11 protein-coding genes are annotated in these 26,109 nt (G+C 71.4%); 4 read left to right on the top strand and 7 right to left on the bottom strand.

Annotation, left to right across the window (positions count from 1 at the left end; genetic code table 11):
* The first annotated feature begins 20 nt into the window (after positions 1-20).
* From AC5Y5B_RS00260 to AC5Y5B_RS00245, 4 genes are all read left to right on the top strand, one after another.
* Positions 21-6,416 carry a type I polyketide synthase gene (locus AC5Y5B_RS00260; protein WP_500002525.1) on the top strand — a complete coding sequence of 2,132 codons (6,396 nt, stop codon included), beginning with the start codon at positions 21-23 and terminating at the stop codon, positions 6,414-6,416.
* A gap of 19 nt (positions 6,417-6,435) precedes the next feature.
* Positions 6,436-12,792: an SDR family NAD(P)-dependent oxidoreductase gene (locus AC5Y5B_RS00255; protein ID WP_500002523.1), complete on the top strand. Its 6,357-nt coding sequence runs from the start codon at positions 6,436-6,438 to the stop codon at positions 12,790-12,792.
* A gap of 1 nt (position 12,793) precedes the next feature.
* Positions 12,794-15,877 (top strand): type I polyketide synthase, encoded by a 3,084-nt coding sequence (locus tag AC5Y5B_RS00250; RefSeq protein WP_500002521.1) that lies wholly within the window; start codon positions 12,794-12,796, stop codon positions 15,875-15,877.
* 157 nt (positions 15,878-16,034) lie between these two features.
* Positions 16,035-17,096, top strand: a complete 1,062-nt coding sequence (locus AC5Y5B_RS00245) for a type III polyketide synthase (RefSeq protein WP_500002516.1) — start codon at positions 16,035-16,037, stop codon at positions 17,094-17,096.
* Between the two features lie 37 nt (positions 17,097-17,133).
* Here AC5Y5B_RS00245 and AC5Y5B_RS00240 read toward each other — a convergent pair whose 3' ends face one another.
* The 7 genes from AC5Y5B_RS00240 to AC5Y5B_RS00210 form a co-directional block, all read right to left on the bottom strand.
* Entirely contained in the window at positions 17,134-18,906 is a 1,773-nt protein-coding gene (locus tag AC5Y5B_RS00240) for an ABC-F family ATP-binding cassette domain-containing protein (RefSeq protein WP_500002513.1), read from the bottom strand.
* A 24-nt stretch (positions 18,907-18,930) separates the two neighbouring features.
* Positions 18,931-19,617 carry a PAS and ANTAR domain-containing protein gene (locus tag AC5Y5B_RS00235; protein WP_500002511.1) on the bottom strand — a complete coding sequence of 229 codons (687 nt, stop codon included), beginning with the start codon at positions 19,615-19,617 and terminating at the stop codon, positions 18,931-18,933.
* Between the two features lie 105 nt (positions 19,618-19,722).
* The gene (locus AC5Y5B_RS00230; protein ID WP_500002508.1) at positions 19,723-20,838 is read right to left on the bottom strand and encodes an enolase C-terminal domain-like protein; all 1,116 of its coding nucleotides are present in this window, start codon (positions 20,836-20,838) and stop codon (positions 19,723-19,725) included.
* Entirely contained in the window at positions 20,835-21,851 is a 1,017-nt protein-coding gene (locus AC5Y5B_RS00225; RefSeq protein WP_500002506.1) for an SDR family oxidoreductase, read from the bottom strand. The genes AC5Y5B_RS00230 and AC5Y5B_RS00225 overlap by 4 nt, the downstream gene beginning before the upstream one ends.
* A 31-nt stretch (positions 21,852-21,882) precedes the next feature.
* Positions 21,883-23,673 (bottom strand): glycoside hydrolase family 15 protein, encoded by a 1,791-nt coding sequence (locus AC5Y5B_RS00220; RefSeq protein ID WP_112633807.1) that lies wholly within the window; start codon positions 23,671-23,673, stop codon positions 21,883-21,885.
* Positions 23,666-25,363, bottom strand: a complete 1,698-nt coding sequence (locus AC5Y5B_RS00215; RefSeq protein WP_500002502.1) for a GMC family oxidoreductase — start codon at positions 25,361-25,363, stop codon at positions 23,666-23,668. The genes AC5Y5B_RS00220 and AC5Y5B_RS00215 overlap by 8 nt, the downstream gene beginning before the upstream one ends.
* Positions 25,363-26,109 carry a gluconate 2-dehydrogenase subunit 3 family protein gene (locus AC5Y5B_RS00210; RefSeq protein ID WP_112633809.1) on the bottom strand — a complete coding sequence of 249 codons (747 nt, stop codon included), beginning with the start codon at positions 26,107-26,109 and terminating at the stop codon, positions 25,363-25,365. The genes AC5Y5B_RS00215 and AC5Y5B_RS00210 overlap by 1 nt, the downstream gene beginning before the upstream one ends.

The following is a 26,109-nucleotide window of genomic DNA, read 5'->3' as shown; positions in this document are numbered from 1 at the left end:
GACATGAGGGGCCGCCTGCCATGAACGGCAACACCGAAGAGCTCGTCCGGGCCCTTCGCCATTCGCTGAAGGAAAACGACCGGCTCAAGCGCGAAACCCGCCAATACCTGGCCTTGTTAGCGGATAGCGCAGCCGAACCGGTGGCGGTGGTGGGCATGGGCTGCCGGTATCCGGGTGGAGTGAATTCGCCAGAGGCGTTGTGGCAGATGGTCGTCGAGGGCCGCGACGTGGTCACCGAATTCCCCGCCGACCGCGGCTGGAACCTGACGGGCCTGTTCGACGACGACCCCGACGCGGTGGGCAAGTCCTACGCGCGATGCGGCGGATTCCTCTCGGACGTCGGCGATTTCGATGCCGCGTTCTTCGGCATCGCGCCCAGCGAGGCGCTGGCGATGGACCCGCAACAGCGACTGCTGCTCGAGGTGTCCTGGGAGGCGTTGGAGCGGGCCGGAATTGACCCCGTCACCCTGCGCGGTTCGGCGACCGGTGTGTTCGCCGGCATATTCCACGGCTCCTACGGGGGCCAGGGCCGGGTGCCGGGCCACCTGGAGCGCTACGGCCTGCGCGGCTCGACGCTGAGTGTGGCCTCGGGCCGGGTGGCCTATTCGCTGGGGTTCGAGGGCCCGGCCGTCTCGGTGGACACGGCGTGTTCGTCGTCGTTGGTGGCACTGCATCTGGCGGCGCAGTCATTGCGTGCCGGCGAATGCGATCTGGCGCTGGCCGGCGGCGTGACCGTGATGGCCACGCCGGCGATGTTCATCGAGTTCAGCCGCCAGCGCGCCCTGGCCGCCGACGGCCGGTGCAAGGCGTACGCGGGTGCCGCCGACGGCACCGGGTTCTCCGAGGGCGTCGGCGTGCTGGTGCTGGAACGGCTGGCCGACGCGCGGCGGCACGGGCACTCGGTGCTCGCGGTGGTGCGCGGGTCGGCGGTCAATCAGGACGGCGCCTCCAACGGCCTGGCGACGCCCAACGGGCCGTCGCAGCAACGGGTGATCCGGGCGGCGCTGGCCAACGCGCGGCTGGGCACCGCCGACGTCGATCTGGTCGAGGGCCACGGGACGGGCACCACGCTCGGCGATCCCATTGAGGCCCAAGCGGTACTGGCCACCTACGGCCAGGACCGGCCGGACGATCGGCCGCTGTGGCTGGGCTCGATCAAATCGAACATGGGTCACACCTCGGCCGCCGCGGGCGCCGGCGGGGTGATCAAGATGGTGCAGGCGATCCGGCACGGGGTGATGCCCAAGACGTTGCACGTCGATGAGCCGACGCCGCACGTGGATTGGACGGCCGGGGCGGTGTCGCTGCTGACCGAACAGCGGCCCTGGCCGGCCGTGGACCGGCCGCGGCGCGCGGGCGTCTCGTCGTTCGGCATCAGCGGCACCAACGCGCACGTCATCGTGGAGCAGTACGTCGAGGAGCCGGAAAACGCCGCGCCCACAGGCGATGACGTCATCGTGCCGTGGGTGCTGTCGGCCCGTTCGGGTGAGGCACTGGCGAACCAGGCCGCGCGGCTGCTGGCCCGCGTGAAGGCCGATCCCCGGGTGCGGGTCCTCGACGTGGGCTGGTCGCTGATCGCGACGCGGTCGCGCTTCGAGCACCGGGCGGTGATCGTGGGCGCCGACGGCGCGCAGTTGCTGCGCGGGCTGGCGGCCCTGGCGGCCGGCGAGCAGGGCGCGGGCCTGGTGGTGGGCCGGGCGCAGCAGACGGGCAAGACGGTGTTCGTGTTTCCCGGCCAGGGTTCGCAATGGGTCGGCATGGGCGCCCAATTGCTGGACAGTTCACCGGTGTTCGCCGAGCACCTGCAGCTCTGCGAGAAGGCGCTCGCCGAACACGTCGACTGGTCGCTGATCGACGTCATCCGCAGCGCGCCGGGCGCACCCGGACTGGACCGGGTCGACGTGGTGCAGCCGGCGCTGTGGGCGGTGATGGTGTCGCTGGCCGAGCTGTGGCGCTCGGTGGGCGTGACGCCCGACGCGGTGATCGGCCATTCGCAGGGCGAAATCGCGGCGGCCTGCGTGGCGGGCGGGCTGTCGCTGGAAGACGCCGCCCGCGTGGTCGCGCTGCGCAGCCGGCTGCTGGTGCAGTTGTCGGGCCGGGGCGGCATGGTCTCGCTGGCCTGCAGCCTGTCGCGCGCCGAGCAGCTCATTGCCGACTGGGGCGAACGACTCAACATCGCGACCGTCAACGGCGTTGCGGCGGTGGTGGTCTCGGGTGAGGTGGACGCCCTGGCGGAGCTGATGCAGCGATGCGAGGCCGACGACATCCGGGCCCGCAAGATCGACGTCGACTACGCGTCGCATTCGGCGCAGGTGGACGCGATTCGCGAATCCCTCGCCGCCGCTCTGGAGGGCCTGGCGCCGCGATCGTCCGCGGTCGCCTTCTTCTCCACGGTCACCGGCGAACCGATGGACACCGCGGGCCTGAACGCCGACTACTGGTTCCACAGCATCCGCCACACCGTGCAATTCGAAAAGGCGGTGCGCGGCGCGTGCGATGCGGGCTATCGGGTATTCGTCGAATCCAGTCCGCACCCGGTGCTGATGACCGCCATCGAAGAAACCGTGCCCGCGGGCGAGGGCGCGTGCGTCATCCCGTCGCTGGGCCGCGAGGACGGTGGCCTGCACCGCTTCTGGCTGTCCGCCGCGGCGGCCCACGTCGCCGGGGTGGGGGTGGACTGGCGCGCCGCGCTGTCCGGCCTCGGTGGCCGCCGCGTCGACCTACCGACGTACGGGTTTGTCCGGCAGCGCTTTTGGCTTCCCGGCGGATCGACCGGGTCGCACGACGTCGCCGCGCTGGGCCTGGCGGCCGCCGAGCACGGCTTGCTGGGAGCGGTGGTGCCGCGGCCCGATTCCGGTGGCGTGGTGCTGACGGGCCAATTGTCGACGGCGGCCCACCCCTGGCTGGCCGATCATGCGGTGGGCGAGACGGTGTTGTTCCCGGGTGCGGGAATCGTCGAGCTGGCCATCCGCGCGGGCGACGAGGTCGGTTGCGCGGTGATCGACGAGCTGACCCTGTCGGCTCCCTTGCTGCTGCCCGCGGCCGGGGCCGTGGATGTGCAGCTGGTAGTCGGCGGCCCCGACGAGTCGGGCCATCGGCGGCTGGCCGTGTATTCGATTGATGCGCAGCCGAATTCGGAGTGGGTGTTGCATGCCGAGGGGATGCTGCGGCCGGGTGAGGTGACACCGGCCGCGGACTTCTCGATCTGGCCGCCCGTCGGGGCGACCGCGGTGGACGTCGCCGGCGCCTATGCAAGCCTGGCGCAGCGGGGCTACGCCTACGGCGACGCCTTCAAGGGCCTGCGGGCGATGTGGCAACGCGGGGACGAACTCTTCGCCGAGATCGCCGTGCCCGACGCCGCCGCCCCCGACGGCGGCTTCGGAATACACCCCGTGCTTTTGGACGCCGCGTTGCACGCTATCGGCGTCGCCGCCGGCCAGGACGACACCGTGCTGCCGTTCTCCTGGCAGGGCGTGTCGCTGCACGCGTCGGGTGCGTCGCGGGCGCGGGTCCGGATCGCACCGACCGGCGCCGGCGCCGCCTCGGTCGAATTGGCCGACGGCGCGGGACTGCCGGTGCTCTCGGTGCGGTCGTTGGCCATGCGCCCGGTCACACCCGGGCAGTTGACGGCGGCGGCCCCCACCCGGCGCTCGCCCGCCGAGGGGCTGCTCGACCTCACCTGGTCGCCGGTGGCGCTCGGCGGCGGTGGCGCCGCCGCCACGCTGTGGGAGCCGGGCGTGGACGGTGGCGACGTGGTGAAGGCCGTGCACGCCGCGGCCACCGAGGCATTGGCGGTGCTGCAATCCTGGCTGCGCGACGACACCGCAGGGGTGCTAGCCGTGCGCACTCGTGGGGCCGTCGCCCTGGCCGGCGAGGACGTTGCGGACCTGGCCGGCGCGGCGGTGTGGGGCCTGGTGCGCTCGGCGCAAGCGGAGCACCCGGGCCGGGTGGTGCTGATCGACTCCGATGACTCCGTCGACGTCGACGCGGTGATCGGTTGCGGCGAACCCCAAGTCGTGGTTCGTCAGGGCGTGGCCTATGCGGCGCGATTGCGACCGGGGCGCGCGCGCGGCGCGGTCGAGTTGCCGTCCGCGGACTGGCGATTGGACGCCGGCGGCGAGGGCACCCTGGAGGACCTCGTGGTAAGCCGTTGCCCGCGAGCGGAATTGACCGCGGGGCAGGTGCGGGTGGCGGTGGCCGCGGTCGGGGTCAACTTCCGCGACGTCCTGGTGGCCCTGGGGATGTATCCGGGCGGGGGCCAGCTGGGTGCGGAGGGTTCCGGCGTCATCGTCGAGGTGGGGCCCGACGTGACGGGCCTGGCCGTCGGCGACGCGGTGATGGGGCTGCTCGGGGTCGTCGGTTCCGAGGCGGTGGTGGATCAGCGCGTGGTGACGCCGGTGCCGCCGGGGCTGTCGCTGGTCGCGGCCGCGGGCGTGCCGGTGGTGTTCCTGACCGCGCTGTACGGATTGTCGGTGCTGGGCGGGCTGCGCGCCGGTGAGCGGGTCCTGGTGCACACCGCCACCGGTGGGGTGGGCATGGCCGCGGTGCAGCTGGCGCGGCATTGGGGCGCCGAGGTGTTCGTCACCGCCAGCCGCGGCAAGTGGGACACCCTGCGCGCGATGGGGTTTGACGACGATCACATCGGCGATTCCCGCACGACGCAGTTCGAGAACACGTTCGCGTCGTCGACCGGCGGGGCCGGCTTCGACGTCGTGCTCAATTCCCTGGCCGGTGAGCTCACCGACGCGTCGTTGCGGCTGTTGGCCCCCGGCGGTCGTTTCATCGAGATGGGCAAGACCGACGTACGGGATCCGGGCGTCGTCGCCAAACAATATCGGGGCGCGGTGTACCAGGCGTTCGACCTGATGGAGGCCGGACCCGACCGCACCGCAGCCATGCTGGCCGAGATCAACGGACTGCTGGCGGACGGGGTGGTAAAACCGTTGCCGCTGAAGATGTTTGACGTTCGCTGCGCCGCAGCGGCCTATCGGTACGTCAGCCAGGCACGCCACATCGGCAAGGTCGCGCTGACCGTCCCGTCCGGGCCCGGCGAGGTGCTCAGCGGCTGCGGCGGCGGACTGGCGGGGGCCAGCGTGGTGATCACCGGCGGCACCGGCATGGCCGGTTCCGCGCTGGCGCGCCACCTCGTCGACCGCTACCGGGTGGCCCATGTGGTGCTGGTCAGCCGGACCGGCGACCGGGCGCCGGGGGCCGCCGACCTGGTGTCCGACCTGCAGCGCTCCGGCGCGCAGGTGTCGGTGGTGGCCTGCGATGTCGCCGACCCCGAGGCGGCCGCGGCGATGCTGGCCGACATACCGGCGCGGTATCCGCTGCGCGGAATCATCCATGCCGCAGGCATTCTCGACGACGGGTTGATCTCATCGCTGACCCCCGACCGGGTGGACGCGGTGCTGCGCGCCAAGGTCGACGGGGCGTGGAACCTGCACGAGCTCACCCGGCACTGCGATCTCTCGGCGTTCGTGGTGTTCTCATCGATGGCCGGGATCGTGGGAACCCCGGGGCAGGCGAACTACGCGGCGGCCAACAGCTTCCTCGACGGGCTGGCCGCCCACCGGCGCGCCCACGGACTGCCCGGCCAGTCGCTGGCCTGGGGCCTGTGGGAGCAGGCGTCGGCGATGACCGCGCACCTCGGGGACCGCGACAAGGCCCGGATGAGCAGGATCGGGCTGGCGCCGCTGTCCACCGAGCAGGCGCTGGCCGCGTTCGACGCCGCGATGCTGGCGGACGCTCCGGTGCTGGTGGCCGCGCGGGTGGACCGGGCCGCCCTGTCCGACAACGTCGCCGCGCTGCCCCCGCTCCTGTCCGAACTCGTCGCCGGCCCCACCCGGCGCGTCATCGTCGACGCGGACGTCACGGCGTCGACGACGGGCCTGTCGGCGCGCCTGCACGGGCTGAGCCCCGAGGCGCGACAGCGCGAGCTGGTCGACCTGGTCTGCGCCAACGCCGCGATGGTGCTGGGGGTGCCCAATCCGGCGGACATCAACACCGGCAGCGCCTTCCGGGAGCTCGGCTTCGACTCACTGACCGCCGTCGAACTGCGTAACCGGCTCAAAAATGCTACCGGACTTACCCTTTCGCCGACGCTGATCTTCGACTACCCGACGCCCACCGTGCTGGCCGCGCATCTCGACACCGAACTCGCCGGCACCGCCGGCGGCGACGAACCGCCGAATCTGATGGGCCGCTTCAACGACATCACCCGCGAACTGCAGGCGCTGCTCGGCGCGCCCACCTGGAATGCCGACGACCGATCCGTGCTGCGGGCGCGCATTCAGCGCCTGCTGGCCGCGCTGCCGCCGAGCGACCTCTCCGACGCCGAACACCTCGACGACGACCTCGACGCCGCCACCGAAAGTCAACTCTTTGCGATCCTCGATGAAGAACTCGGCCGCTGACCCCCCGCAAGGAGCAACGATGCCGGGCACCTCGCAGCACGTCGACTACCTGAAACGCCTGACGGCGGATCTGCGGCGGACCCGGCGGCGCGTCGCGGAACTGGAGGGCCGGCTTTCCGAACCGATCGCGGTGGTCGGCATGGCGTGCCGCTACTCCGGCGGCGTCGAATCGCCAGAAGACCTGTGGGAATTGGTGATCCAGGGCCGCGACACGGTGTCGGACTTTCCGGCCGACCGCGGCTGGGACGTGGAGGGATTGTACGACCCCGACCCCGACACCAAGGGAAAGATGTACACCCGCCACGGCAGCTTCCTGCGCGACGCGGGCGACTTCGACGCCGGGTTCTTCGGCATCGGGCCCAGCGAGGCGCTGGCCATGGATCCCCAGCAGCGGATGATGCTGGAGATCTGCTGGGAAGCGTTGGAGCGGGCCGGCATTGACCCCTTCGCGCTGCGCGGCTCGGCGACCGGAGTCTTCGCCGGGGTCATCCACGCCGGTTATGGCGGAGAGGTCAAGGGGGAGCTGGAGGGTTACGGTCTCACCGGCTCGACGCTCAGCGTGACCTCGGGCCGGGTGTCCTACGTGTTGGGGCTGGAAGGCCCCGCGGTGTCGGTGGATACGGCGTGCTCGTCGTCGTTGGTCTCCATGCACCTGGCCGCGCAGTCGCTGCGCTCGGGGGAATGCGATCTGGCGCTGGCCGGCGGCGTGACCGTGATGGCCACCCCCGCGGCCTTCGTGGAGTTCAGCCGCCAGCGCGCGCTGGCGCCCGACGGTCGCTGCAAGGTGTACGCCGGTGCGGCGGACGGGACTTCGTGGTCGGAGGGTGCCGGCGTCCTGGTGCTGGAGCGGTTGGCCGACGCCCGGCGCCTGGGACATCCCGTGTTGGCCGTGCTGCGCGGCACCGCGGTGAATCAGGACGGCGCGTCGAACGGCCTGACCGCGCCCAATGGGCCGTCGCAGCAGCGGGTGATCCGGGCGGCGCTGGCCAACGCGGGGCTGACGGCCGCGGACGTGGATGTGGTCGAGGGCCATGGCACCGGGACGGTGCTCGGGGACCCGATCGAGGCGCAGGCCCTGCTGGCGACCTACGGGCAGGATCGCGCCGTGGATCGCCCGCTGTGGCTGGGGTCCATCAAATCCAACATCGGCCACACCTCGGCCGCCGCGGGGGTGGCGGGGGTGATCAAGATGATTCAGGCGATCCGGCACGGGGTGCTGCCCAAAACGCTGCACGTGGACGTCCCGTCGCCGCACGTGGATTGGTCGGCCGGTGCGGTGTCGCTGCTGACCGATTCGCGGCCGTGGCCGGATCACGGCGGGATACGGCGGGCGGGTGTCTCGTCGTTCGGGATCAGCGGCACCAACGCGCACGTCATCGTGGAGCAGGCCCCCGCGCCACCCGAGGGAGACGCCGAATCCGTCGAGGTCACATCCGATCCTGTTGTTCCATGGGTGGTTTCGGCCCGATCGCCCGAGGCGCTGGCCGGTCAGGCGCAACGGCTGCTGGACCGGCTGACCACCGACGCGGGGCCGCGGTCGGTGGACGTGGGCTGGTCGCTGGCGACCACCCGGGCGGCCTTCGAGCATCGCGCGGTGCTGGTCGGTGCCGACCGCGCCGCCCTGACCGCGGGGTTGGCCGCGCTGGCGTCCGGGCGCCCGGATCCGGCCGTGCTGGTCGGCCGGGCCCGGTCGGTGGGCAAGCGGGTGTTCGTCTTTCCCGGTCAGGGGTCGCAGTCGCTCGGCATGGGCGCCGAGTTGTACGAGCGGTTCCCGGTGTTCGCCCGCGCCTTCGATGAGGCCATCGCGGCGGTGGATGCGCACGCCCGGCTGCCGCTGCGCGAGGTGATGTGGGGCACCGACCCGGAGCTGTTGCAGAGCACCGAATTCGCCCAGCCGGCGCTGTTCGTGGTGGAGATCGCGCTGGCCGCGCTGTGGCAGTCCTTCGGTGTGACACCGGATGTGGTGATCGGCCACTCGGTGGGCGAGGTCGCCGCGGCGTGCGTGGCCGGAGCGCTGTCGCTGCCCGACGCGGCCCGGCTGGTGGCGGCGCGCGGACGGCTGATGGCGGCGCTGCCTGCCGGCGGGGTGATGGTCGCCGTGGCCGCGACCGAGGCCGAGGTGGCCCCGATGCTGAACGGTGCCGTGAGCGTCGCGGCGGTCAACGGCCCGCAATCGTTGGTGCTCTCCGGTGAGCAGGCCGCGGTGGGAGCGGTCGCCGACCGGTTGGCCGCCGGCGGCGCGCGGGTGCACCGGCTGGCGGTCTCGCATGCGTTTCACTCGCCGTTGATGGAACCCATGATGGACGACTTCGCGGCGGTGGTGGCCGGGATCTCGCCGGCCGAGCCGCGAATTGCCTTGGTGTCCAACCTGACCGGGCAACAGGCCGGCCCCGATTATGGCTCGGTCGGGTACTGGGTGGACCACGTGCGGCGGCCGGTGCGGTTCGTCGAGGGCGTTCAGCTGGCCGAATCCCTGGGTGCCGGCGTGTTCCTGGAGGTGGGACCGGGCGCGGCGTTGACGTCCGCGGTGGAACAGTCCCTGACAACGGACCGTGCGTCGACCGTGGTGACGATGGCCAAGGGCCGCCCCGAGGTTGACTCGCTGCTGCGGGCGGCGGGGGAGATGTTCACCGGCGGCGCCGAGGTCCGGTGGGCCGCGGCCTTCGCAGATCTGCACGCCCGGCGTATTGAGCTGCCCACCTACGCCTTTGTGCGACGGCGCTTTTGGCTGTCCGGCGATGCGGTGGGTTCGGCCAACATCGCCAGCCTCGGCCTGGCCGAGGCCGAGCACCCGTTGCTGGGCGCGGTGGTGGACCGGCCGGATTCCGGTGGCGTGGTGTTGACGGGGCGGCTCTCGGTGGCCGCCCAGCCATGGCTGGCCGACCACGCCGTCGCCGGCACGGTGCTGTTTCCCGGCGCCGGGTTCGTGGAGTTGGCGTTGCGGGCCGGCGACGAGGTCGGCTGCTCGATGGTCGAGGAGTTGACGCTGTCGGCGCCACTGGTGGTTCCGTCGCCGCCGGCGGCCGGCGTCGTGCACCTGCAGGTCGTGGTGGCCGCGGCCGGCGAGGCGGGCACCCGCTCGGTCGCCGTCTATTCGCGTGCCGCGCAAGCCGATTGGGTGCTGCACGCCGAAGGCGTACTCAGCGACGGATCGCCGCCCGCACCGGCCGCCGACCTGTCCGTGTGGCCGCCGCTGGGCGCGGACGCGGTGGACGTGACCGGCGCGTACGACGGCCTGGCCGCCCGCGGCTATGGATACGGACCGGCCTTCCGGGGGCTGCGCGCCGTATGGCGCACGGGCACCGAGACTTTCGCCGAGGTCGAACTCCCGCAGCAGGCCGGCGTCTCGACCGGCGGCTTCGGCATCCATCCGGTGGTCCTGGACGCGGCGCTGCACGCCCTGGGGGTGGCCGACGAGCGGATCGAGACGGTGTTGCCGTTCTCGTTGCAGGGCGTGAGCCTGTATGCCGCGGGCGCGTCGCGGGTGCGGGTCAGGCTGGCACCGGCCGGTCCCGGTGCCGTCTCGGTCGAGCTGGCCGATTCGTCGGGCCTGCCGGTCCTGTCGGTGCGCGAGCTGGTCACGCGCGCCGTCACGGCCGACCAGTTGACCGCGGCGGTGGCGGCCCGGTCGGGCAGCGGCGAGCTGCTCGACGTGGTGTGGTCGCCGGTATCGTTGCCGGACAACGGCATTGGTGCAGAGGTCACCGTCTGGGAGTCCCCGGCGGCGGATGCCGACGCGGTGGCGTCCGTGCACGCGGCGGTGCACGAGGCCCTGGGGGTGCTGCAAGACCGGCTGGCCGGCGACCTGGACGGGGTCCTGGTGGTGCAGACCCGCGGCGCGGTGGGGCTGGCCGCCGACGACGTCGAGGACCTGGCCGGTGCGGCGGTGTGGGGGTTGACGCGTTCGGCGCAGGCCGAGCACCCCGGTCGCGTGGTGCTGGTCGACACCGACGGAACGCTCGATGTCGCGACCGTGATCGGTTGCGGCGAGCCGCAACTGGTGGTGCGCGACGGGGTGGCCTACAGCGCCCGGCTGAAGCCGGCCGACCGGCGACCCCCGCTGCGGCTGCCCGATCCGCCGTCGGCGTGGCGGCTGGCCGCCGGCGACGCCGGAACGCTCGAAGACCTGGCGGTGCAGGAGTTTGCGCCGCCGCCGCTGGAGGCCGGCCAGGTGCGGGTGGCGGTGGCCGCGGCCGGGGTGAACTTCCGCGACGTGCTGGTGGCGCTGGGTATGTACCCGGGCGCCGCCCAGCTGGGTGCGGAGGGTGCGGGGATCGTCACCGAAGTTGGCCCGGGCGTCACCGATGTGGCCGTCGGGGACCCGGTCATGGGGATCTTCGGGCTGGCGGGCTCCGAGGCGGCCGTCGACCGCCGATTGGTGACCCGCGTGCCGCGGGGCTGGTCGATGGCCCAGGCCGCGGCCGTGCCGGTGGTGTTCTTGACGGCCTATTACGGCCTGTCGGTGCTGGCCGGCCTGAGCGCCGGGCAGCGGGTGCTGGTGCACGCGGCCACCGGCGGGGTGGGCATGGCCGCGGTGCAGCTGGCCCGGCACTGGGGCGCGGAGGTTTACGCGACGGCCAGCCGCGGCAAGTGGGACACCCTGCGCGCCATGGGGTTCGACGACGCGCACATCGCGGATTCCCGCACGCTCGACTTCGAGCAGAAATTCGCCGCCGGGGGCATCGACGTGGTGCTCAACTCGCTGGCCGGGGAGTTCAACGACGCGTCGCTGCGGCTGCTGGGTCCCGGCGGCCGCTTCATCGAAATGGGCAAGACCGATCTGCGCGATCCGGATGCGGTGGCCCGGGCCCATCCCGGCGTGACGTATCGCGCATTCGACCTGATGGAGGCCGGCCCCGACCGCCTCGCCGAGATGCTGGCGGAATTGATCCGGTTGTTCGCGGCCGGCGCCCTGACTCCCTTGCCCGTCAAGGCCTTTGACGCGCGCAGCGCCGCCGACGCCTACCGGTTCGTCAGCCAGGCCCGCCACATCGGCAAGGTCGTGCTCACCATGCCGGACAGGCCCGCCGGGCTGGCCGGCGGCACCGCGCTGATCACCGGCGGGACCGGCATGGCCGGTTCGGCGCTGGCACGTCATCTCGTCGAGCGGCACCGGGTGCCCCACGTGCTGCTGGTCAGCCGCAGCGGCGAACGCGCCGACGGCATGGCCGAGCTGGCCGCCGAACTGCGCGGCGCGGGAGCATCGGTGTCGGTGGTCGCGTGCGACGTCGGCGACCGCCAGGCCGTCGCGGCCCTGCTGGCGCAGGTGCCGGAGCAGTACCCGGTGCGTTCGGTGTTCCACGCCGCGGGCGTGCTCGACGACGCGGTGATCGCCTCCCTGACGCCGGCGCGTATGGACACGGTGCTGCGGGCCAAGGTCGACGGCGCCTGGAACCTGCACGAGCTGACCCGGGAACTGGATCTGTCGGCGTTCGTGACATTTTCGTCGATGGCCGGCATCGTGGGCGCCCCCGGCCAGGGCAACTACGCGGCGGCCAACAGCTTCCTCGACGCGCTGGCCGCGCATCGCCACGCTCACGGGTTGCCGGGGCTCTCGGTGGCCTGGGGGATGTGGGAGGAATCCTCGACGATGACCCAGCACCTCGGCGAGCGTGACAGGGCCAGGATGAGCCGCGCCGGGCTGAGCGCGTTGACCACCCGGCAGGCGCTGGACCTGCTGGACGCCGCGCTGCTCGGCGAACACCCCATGGTGGTGGGCACCCGACTCGACCGGGGCGCGCTGGCGCACCACAGCGCCACGCTGCCGCCGCTGCTGAGCCAGTTGGCCACCCGCCCGGCCCGCCGGATGTTGGAGCACACCGACATGGTGTCCCTGACGGGGCTGCGGGCGCGGCTGGACGGCATGACTGCCGAGCAGCGGCACGGCGAATTGGTGGAACTGGTCTGCAGCAACGCGGCCACGGTATTGGGGCATAGCACCGCCGACGTCAGCGCCGACGATGCGTTCGGCGACCTCGGGTTTGATTCGCTGACCGCCGTCGAGCTGCGCAACCGGCTCAAAATCGCCACCGGCCTTACCCTTTCGCCCACGCTGATCTTCGATCACCCCACGCCGGGCGCGCTGGCCGAACACCTCGGCGCGCAGCTGACCACCAGCGGGCCCGCCGCGCCGCCCGATCGGACGGCCCGCTTCGACGACATCGTCCGGGAACTGCAGGCACTGCTCAACCAGCCCGGCCTGAGTCCCGGCGACAAGGAGCGGCTCGTCACCCGGCTGACAGGCCTGTTGGGCACGGTGCCGGACCCGGCACCGGCGCCGATCCCCGAACACCCCGAGCACGCGTTCGACGACGACATCGCCACCGCCACCGACAGTCAGCTGTTCGCCATCCTCGACGACGAAGTCGGCCCCTGACTTGCCCCCGACAGACGTCGCGATCATCGGGCTGGCCTGCCGGTTTCCGGCCGCGGCCGACCCGTCCGCGTTCTGGCGCCTGATCCGCGACGGGCGAGAGGCCACCCAGTTCGCCGGGGACGCTGGCGAATTCGACGCCGACTTCTTCAACCTGTCGCCCCGCGAGGCGTCCGCGATGGACCCCCGGCAGCGCCTGGCCCTCGAATTGACCTGGGAGTTGCTCGAAGACGCCTTCGTGTTACCGGAAACGGTTCGGGGACAAGAGGTCTCGGTGTTCCTCGGGGCGATGGCGGACGACTATGCGGCGCTGATGCTGCGCGATCTCGCCGACAACCTCGATCACCACAGCTTCACCGGGATCAGCCGGGCGATGATCGCCAACCGCATCTCGTACGCCTTCGGGTGGCGCGGACCCAGCATGACCGTCGACTCCGGCCAGTCGTCCTCGTTGGTGGCGGTGCACCTCGGCTGCGAAAGCGTGCGCACCGGGCGGTCGACGCTGGCCGTCGCGGGCGGTGTCCACCTCAACCTGTCCGACGACATCGCCATGCTGGAACGGGAATTCGGCGCGGTGTCGGTCTCGGGCCACACCTACGCGTTCGATCGCCGCGCCGACGGCTACGTGCGGGGCGAAGGCGGCGGACTGGTGCTGCTCAAGCCGTTGGCCGCCGCCCTGGACGACGGCGACCGCATCCACGCCGTCATTCGCGGCAGTGCCGTCGGCAACGCCGGGCACGGCGGCACCGCCCAGACCGTCCCCTCGGCCGGCGGCGAAGCGGGCGTGATCCGGCGCGCACTCGCCGATGCCGGCCTGGGCGTCGGCGACATCGACTATGTCGAGGCGCACGGCACCGGGACGAAGGTGGGCGACGCGGTCGAAGCCCGGGCGCTGGGCGAGGTCTTCGCCGAGCGCGCGGCCGGCCCGGTGCGGGTGGGATCGGTGAAGACCAACATCGGCCACGCCGGAAGCGCCGCGGGAATCGCGGGCCTGCTCAAGGCCGTCCTCGCGGTCGAACATGCCGCGATCCCGCCCAGCCTCAACTACGCCGAGCCCGAGACAGACTTGAATCGCCTTGGGCTGCACGTCAATACCGCACTGGCACCGTGGCCGTCCGGGGATCGCCCGCGGCGGGCGGGGGTGTCCTCGTTCGGCATGGGCGGCACCAACGCGCACCTCATCGTCGAGCAGCCCCCGGGCCGGCCGGAAACCGCGCCACCGCAATCGCCCTCGGACGAGGCGGTGCCTTGGGTGCTGTCGGCCCACTCCGAACGGGCGCTGGCCAACCAGGCCCAGCGGTTGTCGGCCGCTCTGGCCGACCGCGACGATGTGCGGCCCCTCGACGTGGGCTGGTCGCTGGTCAGCACCCGGACGCTCTTCGAGCACCGCGCGGTGGTGGTGGGCGGTGACCGTGCGGCGCTGGCAACCGGGTTGGCGGCGGTCGCCGCGGGGGAGCCGCGGCCGGGCGTCGCGGTGGGCCGGGCGGTACCGGTGGGCAAGACGGTCTTCGCGTTCCCAGGTCAGGGCTCGCAGTGGCTGGGCATGGGGCGGCAACTCTACGACCGGTTCGACGCGTTCGCCCGCGCGTTCGACGAGGCCGCCGCGGCGGTGGACGCGCAGCTGCGGTTGCCGGTGCGCGAGGTGATGTGGGGCACCGACCCGGAGTTGCTGCGCAGCACCGAGTTCGCGCAGCCCGCCTTGTTCGTCGTGGGCCTCGCGCTGGCGGCGTTGTGGGAGTCCCTCGGTGTGACACCGGATCTGGTGATGGGGCACTCGGTCGGTGAGATCGCCGCGGCGTGCGTGGCCGGGGTGCTGTCGCTCGCGGATGCGTCGCGCCTGGTGGTGGCTCGTGGACGGCTGATGGCGCAGCTGCCGGCGGGCGGGGTGATGGTGGCCGTCGAGGCGGGCGAAGCCGAGGTGGCCGGGCTACTGGCCGACGGGGTGAGCCTCGCGGCGGTCAACGGTCCCCACGCCGTGGTGCTGTCCGGCGCGCAGTCCCCGGTGGAAGCGGTGGCGGACAGGCTGTCCCGGATGGGCCGGCGCGTGCATCGGCTGGCGGTGTCGCACGCGTTTCATTCGTCGCTCATGCAGCCCATGGTGGCGGAATTCGCCGCGGAGGTGGCCGACGTCGAGGCGAGGGAGCCGCGAATCGGGTTGGTGTCCAACCTGACCGGCCGCCCAGCCGGGGCCGGGTACGGCTCGCCACAGTACTGGGCGGCGCATATCGGCCAGCCGGTGCGCTTCTTCGAGGGGGTGCGCGCCGCCGAGGCGGCCGGCGCCGGGATCTTTGTGGAACTGGGCCCGGGTGCGGCGTTGACCGCGGCCGTCGACCAGTCGTTGACCGCCCCGGGCGCCGTATCGGTGCCCACCATGACCAAGGACCGCCCCGAAACGGAATCGGTGCTCGACGCGGCCGGCCGGGTGTTCACCCGCGGCCTCGACCCGAACTGGGCCGGGGTGTTCGCGGGGCTGCACCCGCGGCGGATCGAGTTGCCGACGTATGGCTTTGCGCGGCAACGCTTTTGGCTGGGATCCGCGCGAGCCGCCGCGGCGCCGCCCGCCACGGCCACTCGGGCACCCGACCTGGCGCACCGGCTGCACGGATTGGCCGCCGCCGACCAGCACCGCGTGTTGCTCGAACTGGTCTGCGAGCACGCGGCGGCCGTGTCGGGGCATCCGGACGGCCACGCCATCGCTCACGACCGCGCGTTCGCCGACCTCGGGTTCGACTCGATGATCGGGGTCGAACTGCGCAACCGTCTCACCAGCCATACCGGGCTGGCCTTGTCGCGGACGCTGATCTTCGATTACCCGACGCCGGCCGCGCTGGCCGATCATCTGCGCCGGCAACTGCTGCACGACGAGCCCGAATCCGACGACGAAAGAATTTGGTCGACGCTGCGTAAGATTCCGGTGCGCGAGCTTCGAAGAACGGGACTGCTCGAGAAACTTTTATTGCTTGCCGGCGCACCGGAAACCCCGGCCGCCGACGCAAATCCCGCCGCCGACGAGATCGACTCATTGAGCCCGGATGCGCTGATCGCGATGGCGCTGAGCTCGGCGGATGAGGAAGACGGCGAACGATGAATTCCCCGCTGGCGGATATGATTACGCGAACACAAAGGCATGCTAATAAGGCATGTGTTGAATACGGGAAACTTTTGCACGGCCACCCCGGGCCGCATAAACTTTCGGCATTAAGGGGAGTCCTGTTTGCGCTGGTTGGCAGTCAAGAGAGCAGAGCATGAGCGTCATCGCGGGTGTATTCGGCGCGTTGCCGCCGCATCGCTACAGCCAACGCGAAATCACCGACCAGGTGGTCAAATTCCCCGCGCTGGCCGAACACGAAGACGTCGTCCGGCGCCTGCACGCCGCCGCCAAGGTCAACAGCCGCCACCTGGTGCTGCCCCTCGAGCGCTACCACGAGCTCACCGACTTCGGTGCCACCAACGAGATCTTCATCGACAAGGCCGTGGAGCTGGGCTGCGACGCGCTGCTGGGTGCGCTCGACGAGGCCGGGCTGCGACCGCACGACATCGACATGATCGCCACGACGACGGTGACCGGCATCGCGGTGCCGTCGCTCGACGCGCGGATCGTAGGCCGCCTGGGTCTGCGCCCGGACGTGCGGCGGATGCCGCTGTTCGGTCTGGGTTGCGCGGCCGGGGCGGCCGGCGTGGGGCGGCTGCACGATTACCTGCGCGGTGCCCCCGACGGCGTCGCCGCGCTGGTGTCGGTCGAGCTGTGTTCGCTCACCTTTCCCACGGTCCGGCCGACCGTGTCGGGTCTGGTCGGGACGGCGATGTTCGGCGACGGCGCCGCCGCGGTGGTCGCCGTCGGCGATCGTCGCGCCCAGCAACTGGATTCCGCCGGGCCCGACATCGTCGATTCGCGCAGCCGCCTGTACCCCGAATCGCTGCACATCATGGGCTGGAACATCGGCTCGGACGGCATGCAGCCGGCGATGTCGCCGGAGCTGCCGAACGTCATCGACCGTTACCTGGCCGACGACGTGCACACCTTCCTCGCCGCGCACGGGCTGACGACGGACGACGTCGGCGCCTGGGTCACCCACCCCGGCGGCCCCAAAGTGATCGACGCGATCGCCAAGACCCTCGAACTGCCCCCGGAGGCGCAGGAACTGACCTGGCGCTCGCTCGGGGAGGTCGCCAACCTCTCGTCGGCGTCGGTGCTGCACATCCTGCGCGACACCATCGCCAAGCCGCCGCCGAGCACCAGCCCCGGCCTGTTGCTCGCGATGGGGCCCGGCTTCGGTTCCGAACTGGTGCTGCTGCGCTGGCACTGAGCGCCCGTTCGCATGGTGAATCCCTTGCGCGCCAGGGTTATTCGAGCAACTCGGAGAGTTCCAGCCAGCGACCCTCCGTGGTGGCGACCTCGTCCTCGAGCGCGCGCAGCTCCTGGGTGAGCCGGGTGATGCCGACATGGTCGGACTGCTCGTGGGCGGCCAGCTCGTGGTGTTTGTCGGCGATCCGGTCCGCGAGCCGCGCGAGCTGGCGATCGAGGGAGGCCACCTCCTTCTCCGCGGCGCGGCGCTGCGCGCCGGACATTCCCGACGGAGCGGCCGGCGTCGGCTCGGGCGGTTGCGCGGCGGTCCGCTGTTCGGCGAGCCGCAGATACTCGTCGACGCCGCCGGGCAGGTGCCGCAACCGGCCGTCGAGCACCGCGTACTGCTGATCGGTGACCCGCTCCAGCAGGTAGCGGTCGTGCGAGACGACGATCAGCGTGCCCGCCCACGAGTCCAGCAGATCCTCCATGGCGGCCAGCGTGTCGGTGTCGACGTCGTTGGTCGGCTCGTCGAGCAGCAACACGTTGGGCTCGGAGAGCAGCGTGAGCATCAGCTGCAGCCGCCGCCGCTCGCCGCCGGAAAGATCCTCGACGCGGGCCGACAGCTGGCCGCGGGCGAAGCCGAGCCGCTCCAGCAGCTGCGCCGGGGTGGCCTCGCGGCCGTCGACCTGATAGCCGCCCGGCAGCCGGCCCAGCACATCGGCGATCCGGTCGCCGCCGAGCGCGGCCAGCGCGTCGCCCTGCTGGTCGAGCACCGCCAGGCGCACGGTCTTGCCGCGCTTGACGCGGCCCGCGTCCGGCTCGACGGTGCCGTCGATCAACCGCAGCAGGGTCGACTTGCCGGCGCCGTTGGCCCCGACGATGCCGGTGCGCTCACCCGGGGCGATCCGCCACTCGACATCGCGCAGCACCGGGCGCCCGCCGAAGGAGACCGACACGTCGAGCAGATCGACCACGTCCTTGCCCAGCCGCGCGGTGGCCAGCTTGGCCAGTTCGACGGTGTTGCGCAGCGGCGGCACGTCGGCGATCAGCTGGTTGGCCGCCTCGATCCGGAACTTGGGTTTGGAGGTTCGCGCCGGCGCGCCGCGGCGCAGCCACGCCAGCTCCTTGCGCATCAGGTTCTGCCGCTTGGCCTCGGCGACGGCGGCCATCCGGTCGCGCTCGACGCGCTGCAGGACGTAGGCCGCGTAACCGCCGTCGAACGGCTCGACGATGCCGTCGTGCACCTCCCACGTCGTGGTGGCGACCTCGTCGAGAAACCAGCGGTCGTGGGTCACCAGCAGCAGGCCGCCGGAGTTGCGCGCCCAGCGTTGCCGCAGATGCCCGGCCAGCCAGGTGATGCCCTCGATGTCGAGATGGTTGGTCGGCTCGTCGAGCGCGATGACGTCCCATTCGCCGATCAGCAACCGGGCCAGCTGCACGCGGCGGCGCTGGCCGCCGGACAGCGTGGAAACCGTTGCCTCCCAGTCGATGTCGGAGACTAGCCCGGCGACCACATCGCGGACCCGCACGTCGCCGGCCCACTGGTGTTCGGCCGTCTCGCCCACGAGCGTGTGGCCCACGCTGCGGTCCGGGTCCAGGGTGTCGGCCTGGCTCAGTGCGCCGACCCGCAACCCGCTGCGCCGGGTGACCCGCCCGGCGTCGGGCCGTTGCTGGCCGGTCAGCAGCCGCAGCAGGCTGGACTTGCCGTCGCCGTTTCGCCCGACGATCCCGATGCGGGCGCCGTCGTTGACCCCGAGCGTGATCGAGTCGAAGACCACCTGAGTCGGATATTCGAGGTGTACGGCCTCGGCCCCAAGTAGGTGCGCCACCGGGCCGACCCTAGCGTCCCGCCGCTAGCCGAGGGTCAGCAGCGCCTGGTCCACCTGGCTTTGCGTTTCCGCCGACGCCTTGCTGGCCACGGCGTCCAGGAAGCGACCGGCGACGTCGCGCAGCTTGAGGTTCGCCTCCTGGGAACGCCACACCAGGATGTCGAAGGCGCGCTCGGCCGAGATGCCGTAGGCGATCATCAGCACGCCCTTGGCCTGCTCGATGCGCGCGCGCGAATCCGCCACCGCCGACAGCACGTTGGTGATGTCGGTATGCAGGGAGTCGGTGACGTCGACGTAGAACCCGGACGTGCCGGCCAGCTCCCCGGTGGCGTCGACCATCCGATCGCCGGCGACGACGACGCAGCGGGTCCGTCCGGCGGTGTCGATGATCCGGTGCCGGCTGCTGAACGGCTTTCCCTTCATCACCCGGTCCAGCACGTCGGCCACCCGCTCCCGGTCGTCAGGGTGCTTGTGTTGCAGCAGCAGTTCCGTGGTGGGCGTGACCTGTCCCGGTTTGTAGCCGTGCATGCGCGCGACCGCATCGGACCACTCCCAGCGTTGGCCGTCGATATAGAACCAGAACCTGCCGACGCGCTGCGGCTCGCCGAGGCCCAGCACCAGGTCGACCGCACTGAAATCGCGTTCGGGGACGACGTCCGACACCAGCGCCGCAGGGCGTTCGACAGTCTCGTCGTTGGAGTTCACCGTCATCGTGCGATTCCCCAATCCCTCTTGTGAAAACCTTGGCATATCAATTCCCGTTTTTGCGCGCGCCCATTCCTGCCCCTACCGGGGCATTTGGCGGCTGTTCGCCGGTCAGGCCACCCGGTACCGCTCGGCGTCTTGGCGTTTGAACTCCAGCCCGAAGCCCGGGCGGTGTTGATCGGGCCGCAACGCCCCGCCCTCGGGGGACAGGGCGCCCTCGAAAAGCAGGTGTTCGATGCGGTGGTGGTCGTGGAAGTACTCCAGGTGTCGCAGGTTCGCGACGGTGGTGGCGACGTGGGCGTGCAGGTTGGGAGCGCAGTGCCCGGACACGTCGACGTTGTAGGAGGCGGCCAGGCCCGCGGCGCGCACCCAGTCGGTGATGCCCCCGCAGCGGGTGACGTCGATCTGCAGGCAGTCGACCGCGTCGGCGGCGAGCATCCGGTTGAAGTAGGCCAGGTCGTAGCCGTATTCGCCGGCGGTGACGTCCGGGCTGACCTGGTCGCGCACCTCGCGCAGTCCGGCCAGATCGTCGGAGGAGACGGGCTCTTCGAACCAGGTGACACCGTGGTCGGCCATGGCGTGGGCCACCCGGATGGCCTGCTTGCGGCGGTAGCCGCCGTTGGCGTCGACATACAGTTCGGTGTCGGGCCCGATCACCTTGCGGGCCAACGCGATTCGATCGAGGTCGCGGCCCACGTCGGAGCCCCACGACTCGCCGATCTTGATCTTCACCCGCGGGATCTTCCACTCGTCGACCCACCGTTCGAGTTGGGCGCGGGTCTGGCGTTCGTCGTAGGTGGTGAAGCCGCCGCTGCCGTAGATCGGCACTTCGGGATGCGCCATGCCGAGTAGCCGGCACACCGGTAGCTCCAGCAGCTTGCCCTTGAGGTCCCACAGCGCGGTGTCGAGCGCCGAGATCGCGCACGACGCCAGCCCGGGCCGCCCGTTGTTGCGCATCGCGATGACCATCGATTGCCACCGGGCCGGGATGTCCACGGCGCTGTGTCCGGTCAGCGCGCCGGCGAGCTTGCCGTTGATCAGCGCGGCGCATGCGCCGTCCGCATAGGTGTAGCCGATACCGCGCCGGTCGCCGGCCGCCACCTCGGCGAGAACCAGCGTGGTCGACGACCACGACAGGGTGCCGTCGGCTTCCGGTGCGTCGGTGGGGATCTCATAGGCCTGCGCGGTGACCGCTTCGATGGCCGCGTCGACGCGCTCGGCTGTCATCGCGCCCTCCGGCGGGCCGCCCGGGCCGCCAGCCACGCGCCCAGCCCCGCCGCGCTCAGCGCGCCGGTACCGCTGACGACCGGATGCTGGGACGCCCACACTTGCGGGCTGTGCGTGTGCGCCTCGTCGTCGAACTGGCCGTGCGCGCCGTGGTCGGTGCCCGGTTCGGAGTCCAGGGGCTGCCACAGGTTGTGGGGCCGGCCGGGGCCGACGTGTTCGTCGGTCTGCTGGGAGTCGTAGCCGGTGCGGCCGAGGTAGCGGTCCAGCAGCGGCGCGACGAACTTCTGCCCGAGCAGCGTCACCAAGGTGGAATCGCCGACCCAGTATTGCTTTCGCCCCGGATGATCGGCGGCGTAGAGGACACCGCGGGCGGCGACCTCGGGCTGGTAGATCGGCGGCACCGGCTGCGGATGGCGGGGCAGCCGGGACAGCACCCAGGAGAATTGCGGGGTGTTGACCGCCGGCATCTGCACCACGGTGATCCGGACCTTCGAGCCCTCGTGGAACAGTTCGCAGCGCACCGATTCGGTGAACCCGTTGATCGCGTGCTTGGCGCCGCAGTAGGCCGACTGCAGGGGGATCGACCGCTGACTGAGCGCCGAACCGACCTGCACGATGGTGCCGCGGTTGCGGGGGCGCATCTTGGCCAGCGCCGCCATGGTGCCGTGGACGTACCCGAGGTAGGACACCTCGGTGACGCGTTTGAACTCCTCGGCGCTGATCTCGCTGAACGGCGCGAACACCGACGTGAACGCGACATTGACCCAGACGTCGATGGGGCCGAACGCGGATTCGGCCTCGTCGGCGGCGGCGACGACGGCCGCGTGGTCGGCCACGTCGGTCGGGATGGCCAGCGCCTTGCCGCCGCCGGCCTCGACATCGCGGGCGGCGCCGTCGAGCCCGGCCGCGCCCCGTGCGAGCAGGACGACATTGGCACCGCGCCGCCCGAACTGCTGCGCGGTGGCGCGGCCGATGCCGGCGCTGGCTCCGGTGATCACCACTGTCTGTGTCATCGCAGAACTGCCTTTCGCTCGCTCGGATTGGTCACTGATGTTGGGCGTCGTCGTCGGTGAGGGTGGCCGTGCATTCGAGCATCAGGGCGTGCGCGAACGCCTGGGGCAGATTGCCGCGCAGCTGGCGCTGCCGCACGTCGTACTCCTCGCAGAACAGCCCCGGCGGGCCGCACGCGGCGCGGTTGCGTTCGAACCAGCGCATGGCGCAATCGCCATGGCCCAGTTGGTCTTCGGCCAGCGCCATCATGAACCCGCAGAGCAAGAACGCTCCCTCGGCGTCGCCGAGCTCGCGCTCGTCGTGCCGGAAGCGGTAGACGAACCCGTCCTCGGTGAGCTCGCGGCGGACGGCGTCCAGGGTGGCCCGGGTGCGGGGATCGTCAGCGGGCACGGCGCCGCGCACCGGCGGCAGCAGCAGCGACGCGTCCACCCCCGTCAGGCGCGGGCTGCGTTGCCAGTAGCCGTGCGGGTGCAGGCTGCTCGACGCGGTGTCGGCCAGTATCGCGTCGGCCAGCGAGGCGCAGGTGGTGACCTCGGGACCGGCGCCGGCCAGCTTGGCGACGGCGCGCAGCCCGGCCACACAGGCCAGCCGGGACTGTGTCCAGTGCTCGTTGTCGATTTCCCACACCCCGGCGTCCGGCTCACGCCAGCGCTTTTCGATCGCCCGGACGGCGGTCTGCACCGCGCGCCATCCGTCGGCATCGAGCCGGTCCGCGGCGCCCGCCTTGGCGAGCAACTGCAGCGCCTCGCCGAAGACGTCGAGCTGGAACTGCTGGTTGACCCAGTTGCCGACCTTGTCGGCCCCGCCGGGATAGCCGGGCAGGTCGAGCGTCTCCTCGCCGGGCACCGGGCCGCCGGTGACGGTGTAGGCGGGCTTGAGGTTGGGGCCGTCGTCGAGCAGCCGGGCGCCGACGAATTCGACCGCCCGGTCCAGCAGTTCGGTGGTGCCGACGGCGGCGGCGGCCATGCCGGCGTACACCTGGTCGCGGATCCAGGCGTAGCGGTAGTCGTAGTTCTGGTTGGTGTGCGCGCGTTCGGGCAGGCTCATGGTCGCGGCGGCCACCATGCCGCCGCCGCTGCTGGTCAGTCCGCGCAGCACCGCGTAGGAGTGGCTGCCGTCGCGGGGGGCGATGGTGCAGCTCAGCCGGGGGACGCTGCGCTGCCAGGCGGCCGCGGTGGCGTCCCAGGCGAGGTCGGGGTCCGGCGGCTCGTCGGGCAGTGCCCGTTCGGACAGCTCCAGCACGAGATCGTGTTGCCCGCCCTCCTCGAGGGTGATCTCACAGGTGAGCAGCTCGCTTTTGTCGTGCGCGGCTTTGATGGTGCGGGCCCGGCAGCCGGCCAGCCACCGCCAGCGCAACGGGCCCGACCGGCCGCTCCACACACCGCCCTCGCAGGACGGCTGGCCAAGGCCGTGCTTGCCGAATCCCGCGCCCGGCGCCAGCAGCACCCGCACCCGCGCCGCCCCGCGGCACACCGTGAGGCGGCGCAGCAGCACCACCCGGTCAGGGTCGCCCGGGAAGGCCAGCGCCTCACGGCATTCCACGGTGCCGTCCCGGGTGATCCAGCGGTTGCGCCAGATCAGGGTGCCGGGCTCGTAATAGCCGCCCCACACGTGCCGGATGTCGACCGGAGTGATCGCGTAAACCCCGCCGCCGCCAATGAGATTGGAGAAGACGGCGTCGGAGTCCCAGTGCGGCGCGCACATCCACGCCATGTCGCCCTGCGGCCCGATCAGCGCGCCGCGCTCGCCGTCGGCGAGCAGCGCGTACTCGCGCAGCACCCGGGGGGCGAAGGTCGTCTCGACGTCGATCGTTCGGTCAGCCACGGGCTCCCGCCTCCGACCTCCGTCCGGCGGTGGTATCGATCTTCCCCCCGGCCAGCCGTTCGGCGAGCCGCGAGGCCAGCGCCATGATGGTCAGCGCCGGGTTCGCCGAGCCCTGCGTGGGACACACCGAGCCGTCGGCCAGAAACAGGTTCGGAACGCCCCACACGCGCTGATCGGAGTCGACGACCGAATTGTGCGGGCTGGTGCCCATCCGGGCGCCGCCGATCAGGTGGGCGAACCGCTCGATGGTGAGCACGTCCTGGGCGTCGGCGGCGTGCAGGATGTCGCCGATCACCTTCGTGGAGTACGCCATGTTGGCCTTGTCGTTGTCGCACAACGTGTAGTCGAAGCGGGCCACCGGGATGCCGTACGGGTCCTTCTCGTCAGCCAGCGTGACACGGTTGTCCGGCAGCGGCAGCAGCTCGTTGAGCACGCCGACGGTCGCCCAGTGGTTGTAGTCGCGCATGTATTCGCGCAGCGCGCGGCCCCAGTGCCCGTCGGCCAGCACGTGTTCGGCCCAGCCGATGGGCATCGGCGACACGGTCTGGATGGCGAAGCCGCGGGCGAAGCCGCGGGATTGGTCGGTCTCGTAGAACTGTTCGGAGGTCACCTCGGGGGGCGGCGCCTTGTACATCCGGGCCTCCTCGGACCACCGGCCCGCGGATTGGGTGGCGCCCTGCACCATGACGTAGCGCCCGACCTGATCGTCGTTGTTGCCCAATCCGTTCGGGAACCGGTCGCTGACCGAGTTCAGCAACAGCCGCGGTGTCTCGATCGAATACCCAGCCACGGCAACGACTTTGGCGCGCTGCAACCGCTCCTTGCCGCCGACCTCGTCGTAGTAGACGACGCCGCGGGCGGCGCCGGTCTCGTCGAGTTCGACCCGTGAGGCCATGCAGTTGGCGCGGATCTCCACGGCGTGGGCCAGGGCGTCGGGCAGGTGCGTGACGTACGGGCTGGCCTTTGCGTTGACCTTGCAGCCCTGCAGGCAGTAGCCGCGGTAGATGCAGTGCGGGCGATTGCCGAAGGTGCCGTTGACGATCCCGACGGGCCCCACCCGCATTTCGATGCCGAGCTTGAGCGCGCCCCGCCATATCTTGGCGGCGGCGCCCGAAATCGGATGCGGGGCAAAGGGGTAGCGATGCGGGTCGCCCCACGGCCAGTTCTGGCCGGCCACCGGGAGTTCGAGCTCGACGCGCTCGTAGTGGCTGCGGATGTCCTCGTAGCGGATCGGCCAGTCCGCCCCGACCCCGTCCCGCGTGTAGGTCTCGAAGTCACTGGGGTGGAACCGTGGGGTGTATCCAGCGTAGTGCACCATCGAGCCACCCACGCCGCGCCCGGAGTTGTTCTTGCCCAACTCGATTGGGTCGTCACCGCCGATGATGCGTTTCTGTGTCCAGTACAGCGCATGCGATCCGGCCTCGTCGGACACCCAGTCCTCGTCGGGATGCCAGAACGGGCCGGCTTCGAGGATCACTACCCGCCAGCCCTCGCGGGCCAGCCGCTGCGCCAGCACCGAGCCGCCGGCTCCGGCGCCGACGACCACCAGATCGACCTCGTCGTCATCGGCGTAGCGCCGCATCGTCTTTTCGCCGGGCAGATCGCGGGTGTGCACGTCGAGCAGGAACCGCGAATCATTGTCCTTCGGTTCGACCGCTCCCTTGAACAGACCCCGCAAGAAGTCGCCCATCACAACTCCCCGTTGTTCACGATTTGCACCGGGTCTTCGTCGGTGGCGCCGGGAGTCTCGTATGGTTCGCGCGCGGCGGCCGGTCCGGTGGCGCCGCCCAGGCGCATGAACCCGCGCGGGTAGGCCGGGCCGCCGAACCCGATCTCGTTCCACGCCCATGGGTGAGAGTAGAAGCCCGACAACGTCATTCGCATGCACACCGACCACGCCCGCTTGACGTTCAGGCTCTCCCACGCCCCGCCCTGTAAGTCGCCGTGCGAGAACTTGTCGACGATCGCTTCGCGGGTGGTGATGTCGGCGTCGGCAAAGGAGATTCCGCCGTAGTGGGCAGCCGCCGTCTCGTCGAGCCCGCGCAGCACCAGGCGCCAGGTGTCGCGGTCGTCGGGCATGTCGGCGTACTGGTAGCCGTCGAGGCGCCCGTCGGCGAGCTTGGAGTCCACCGACTCCGCGGCCGGCACCCGCGGCTCGACGTCCTGCGCCAGCACCGTGTCGCAGAACGCGCGCAGGCACGGCTCCTCTTCGGGGGTGAAAAACCGTAGCGGCCCGGGCGGTTCCAGCCGAGCCAGCACGACCTTGCGGGTGGCCTCGTCCCACTTGTCGGCGGTCTCGAGCACGTCGTAATCGGGGTAGCGCCCGATCATCTGCGGCGTGGTGCCGCGGCGTTGCTTGGGCAGCCAGGACGGGTGCGGCGGCTTGCCGTCGGGGCGCAGGTGGGGCAGGTGGTCGGGGCGTGAGGTGTTGGCCAT

Source organism: Mycobacterium sp. NGS33 (assembly GCF_059812885.1).
The sequence above is the reverse complement of the archived record's forward strand: the minus strand, read 5'-3'. Positions and strand labels throughout refer to the sequence as shown.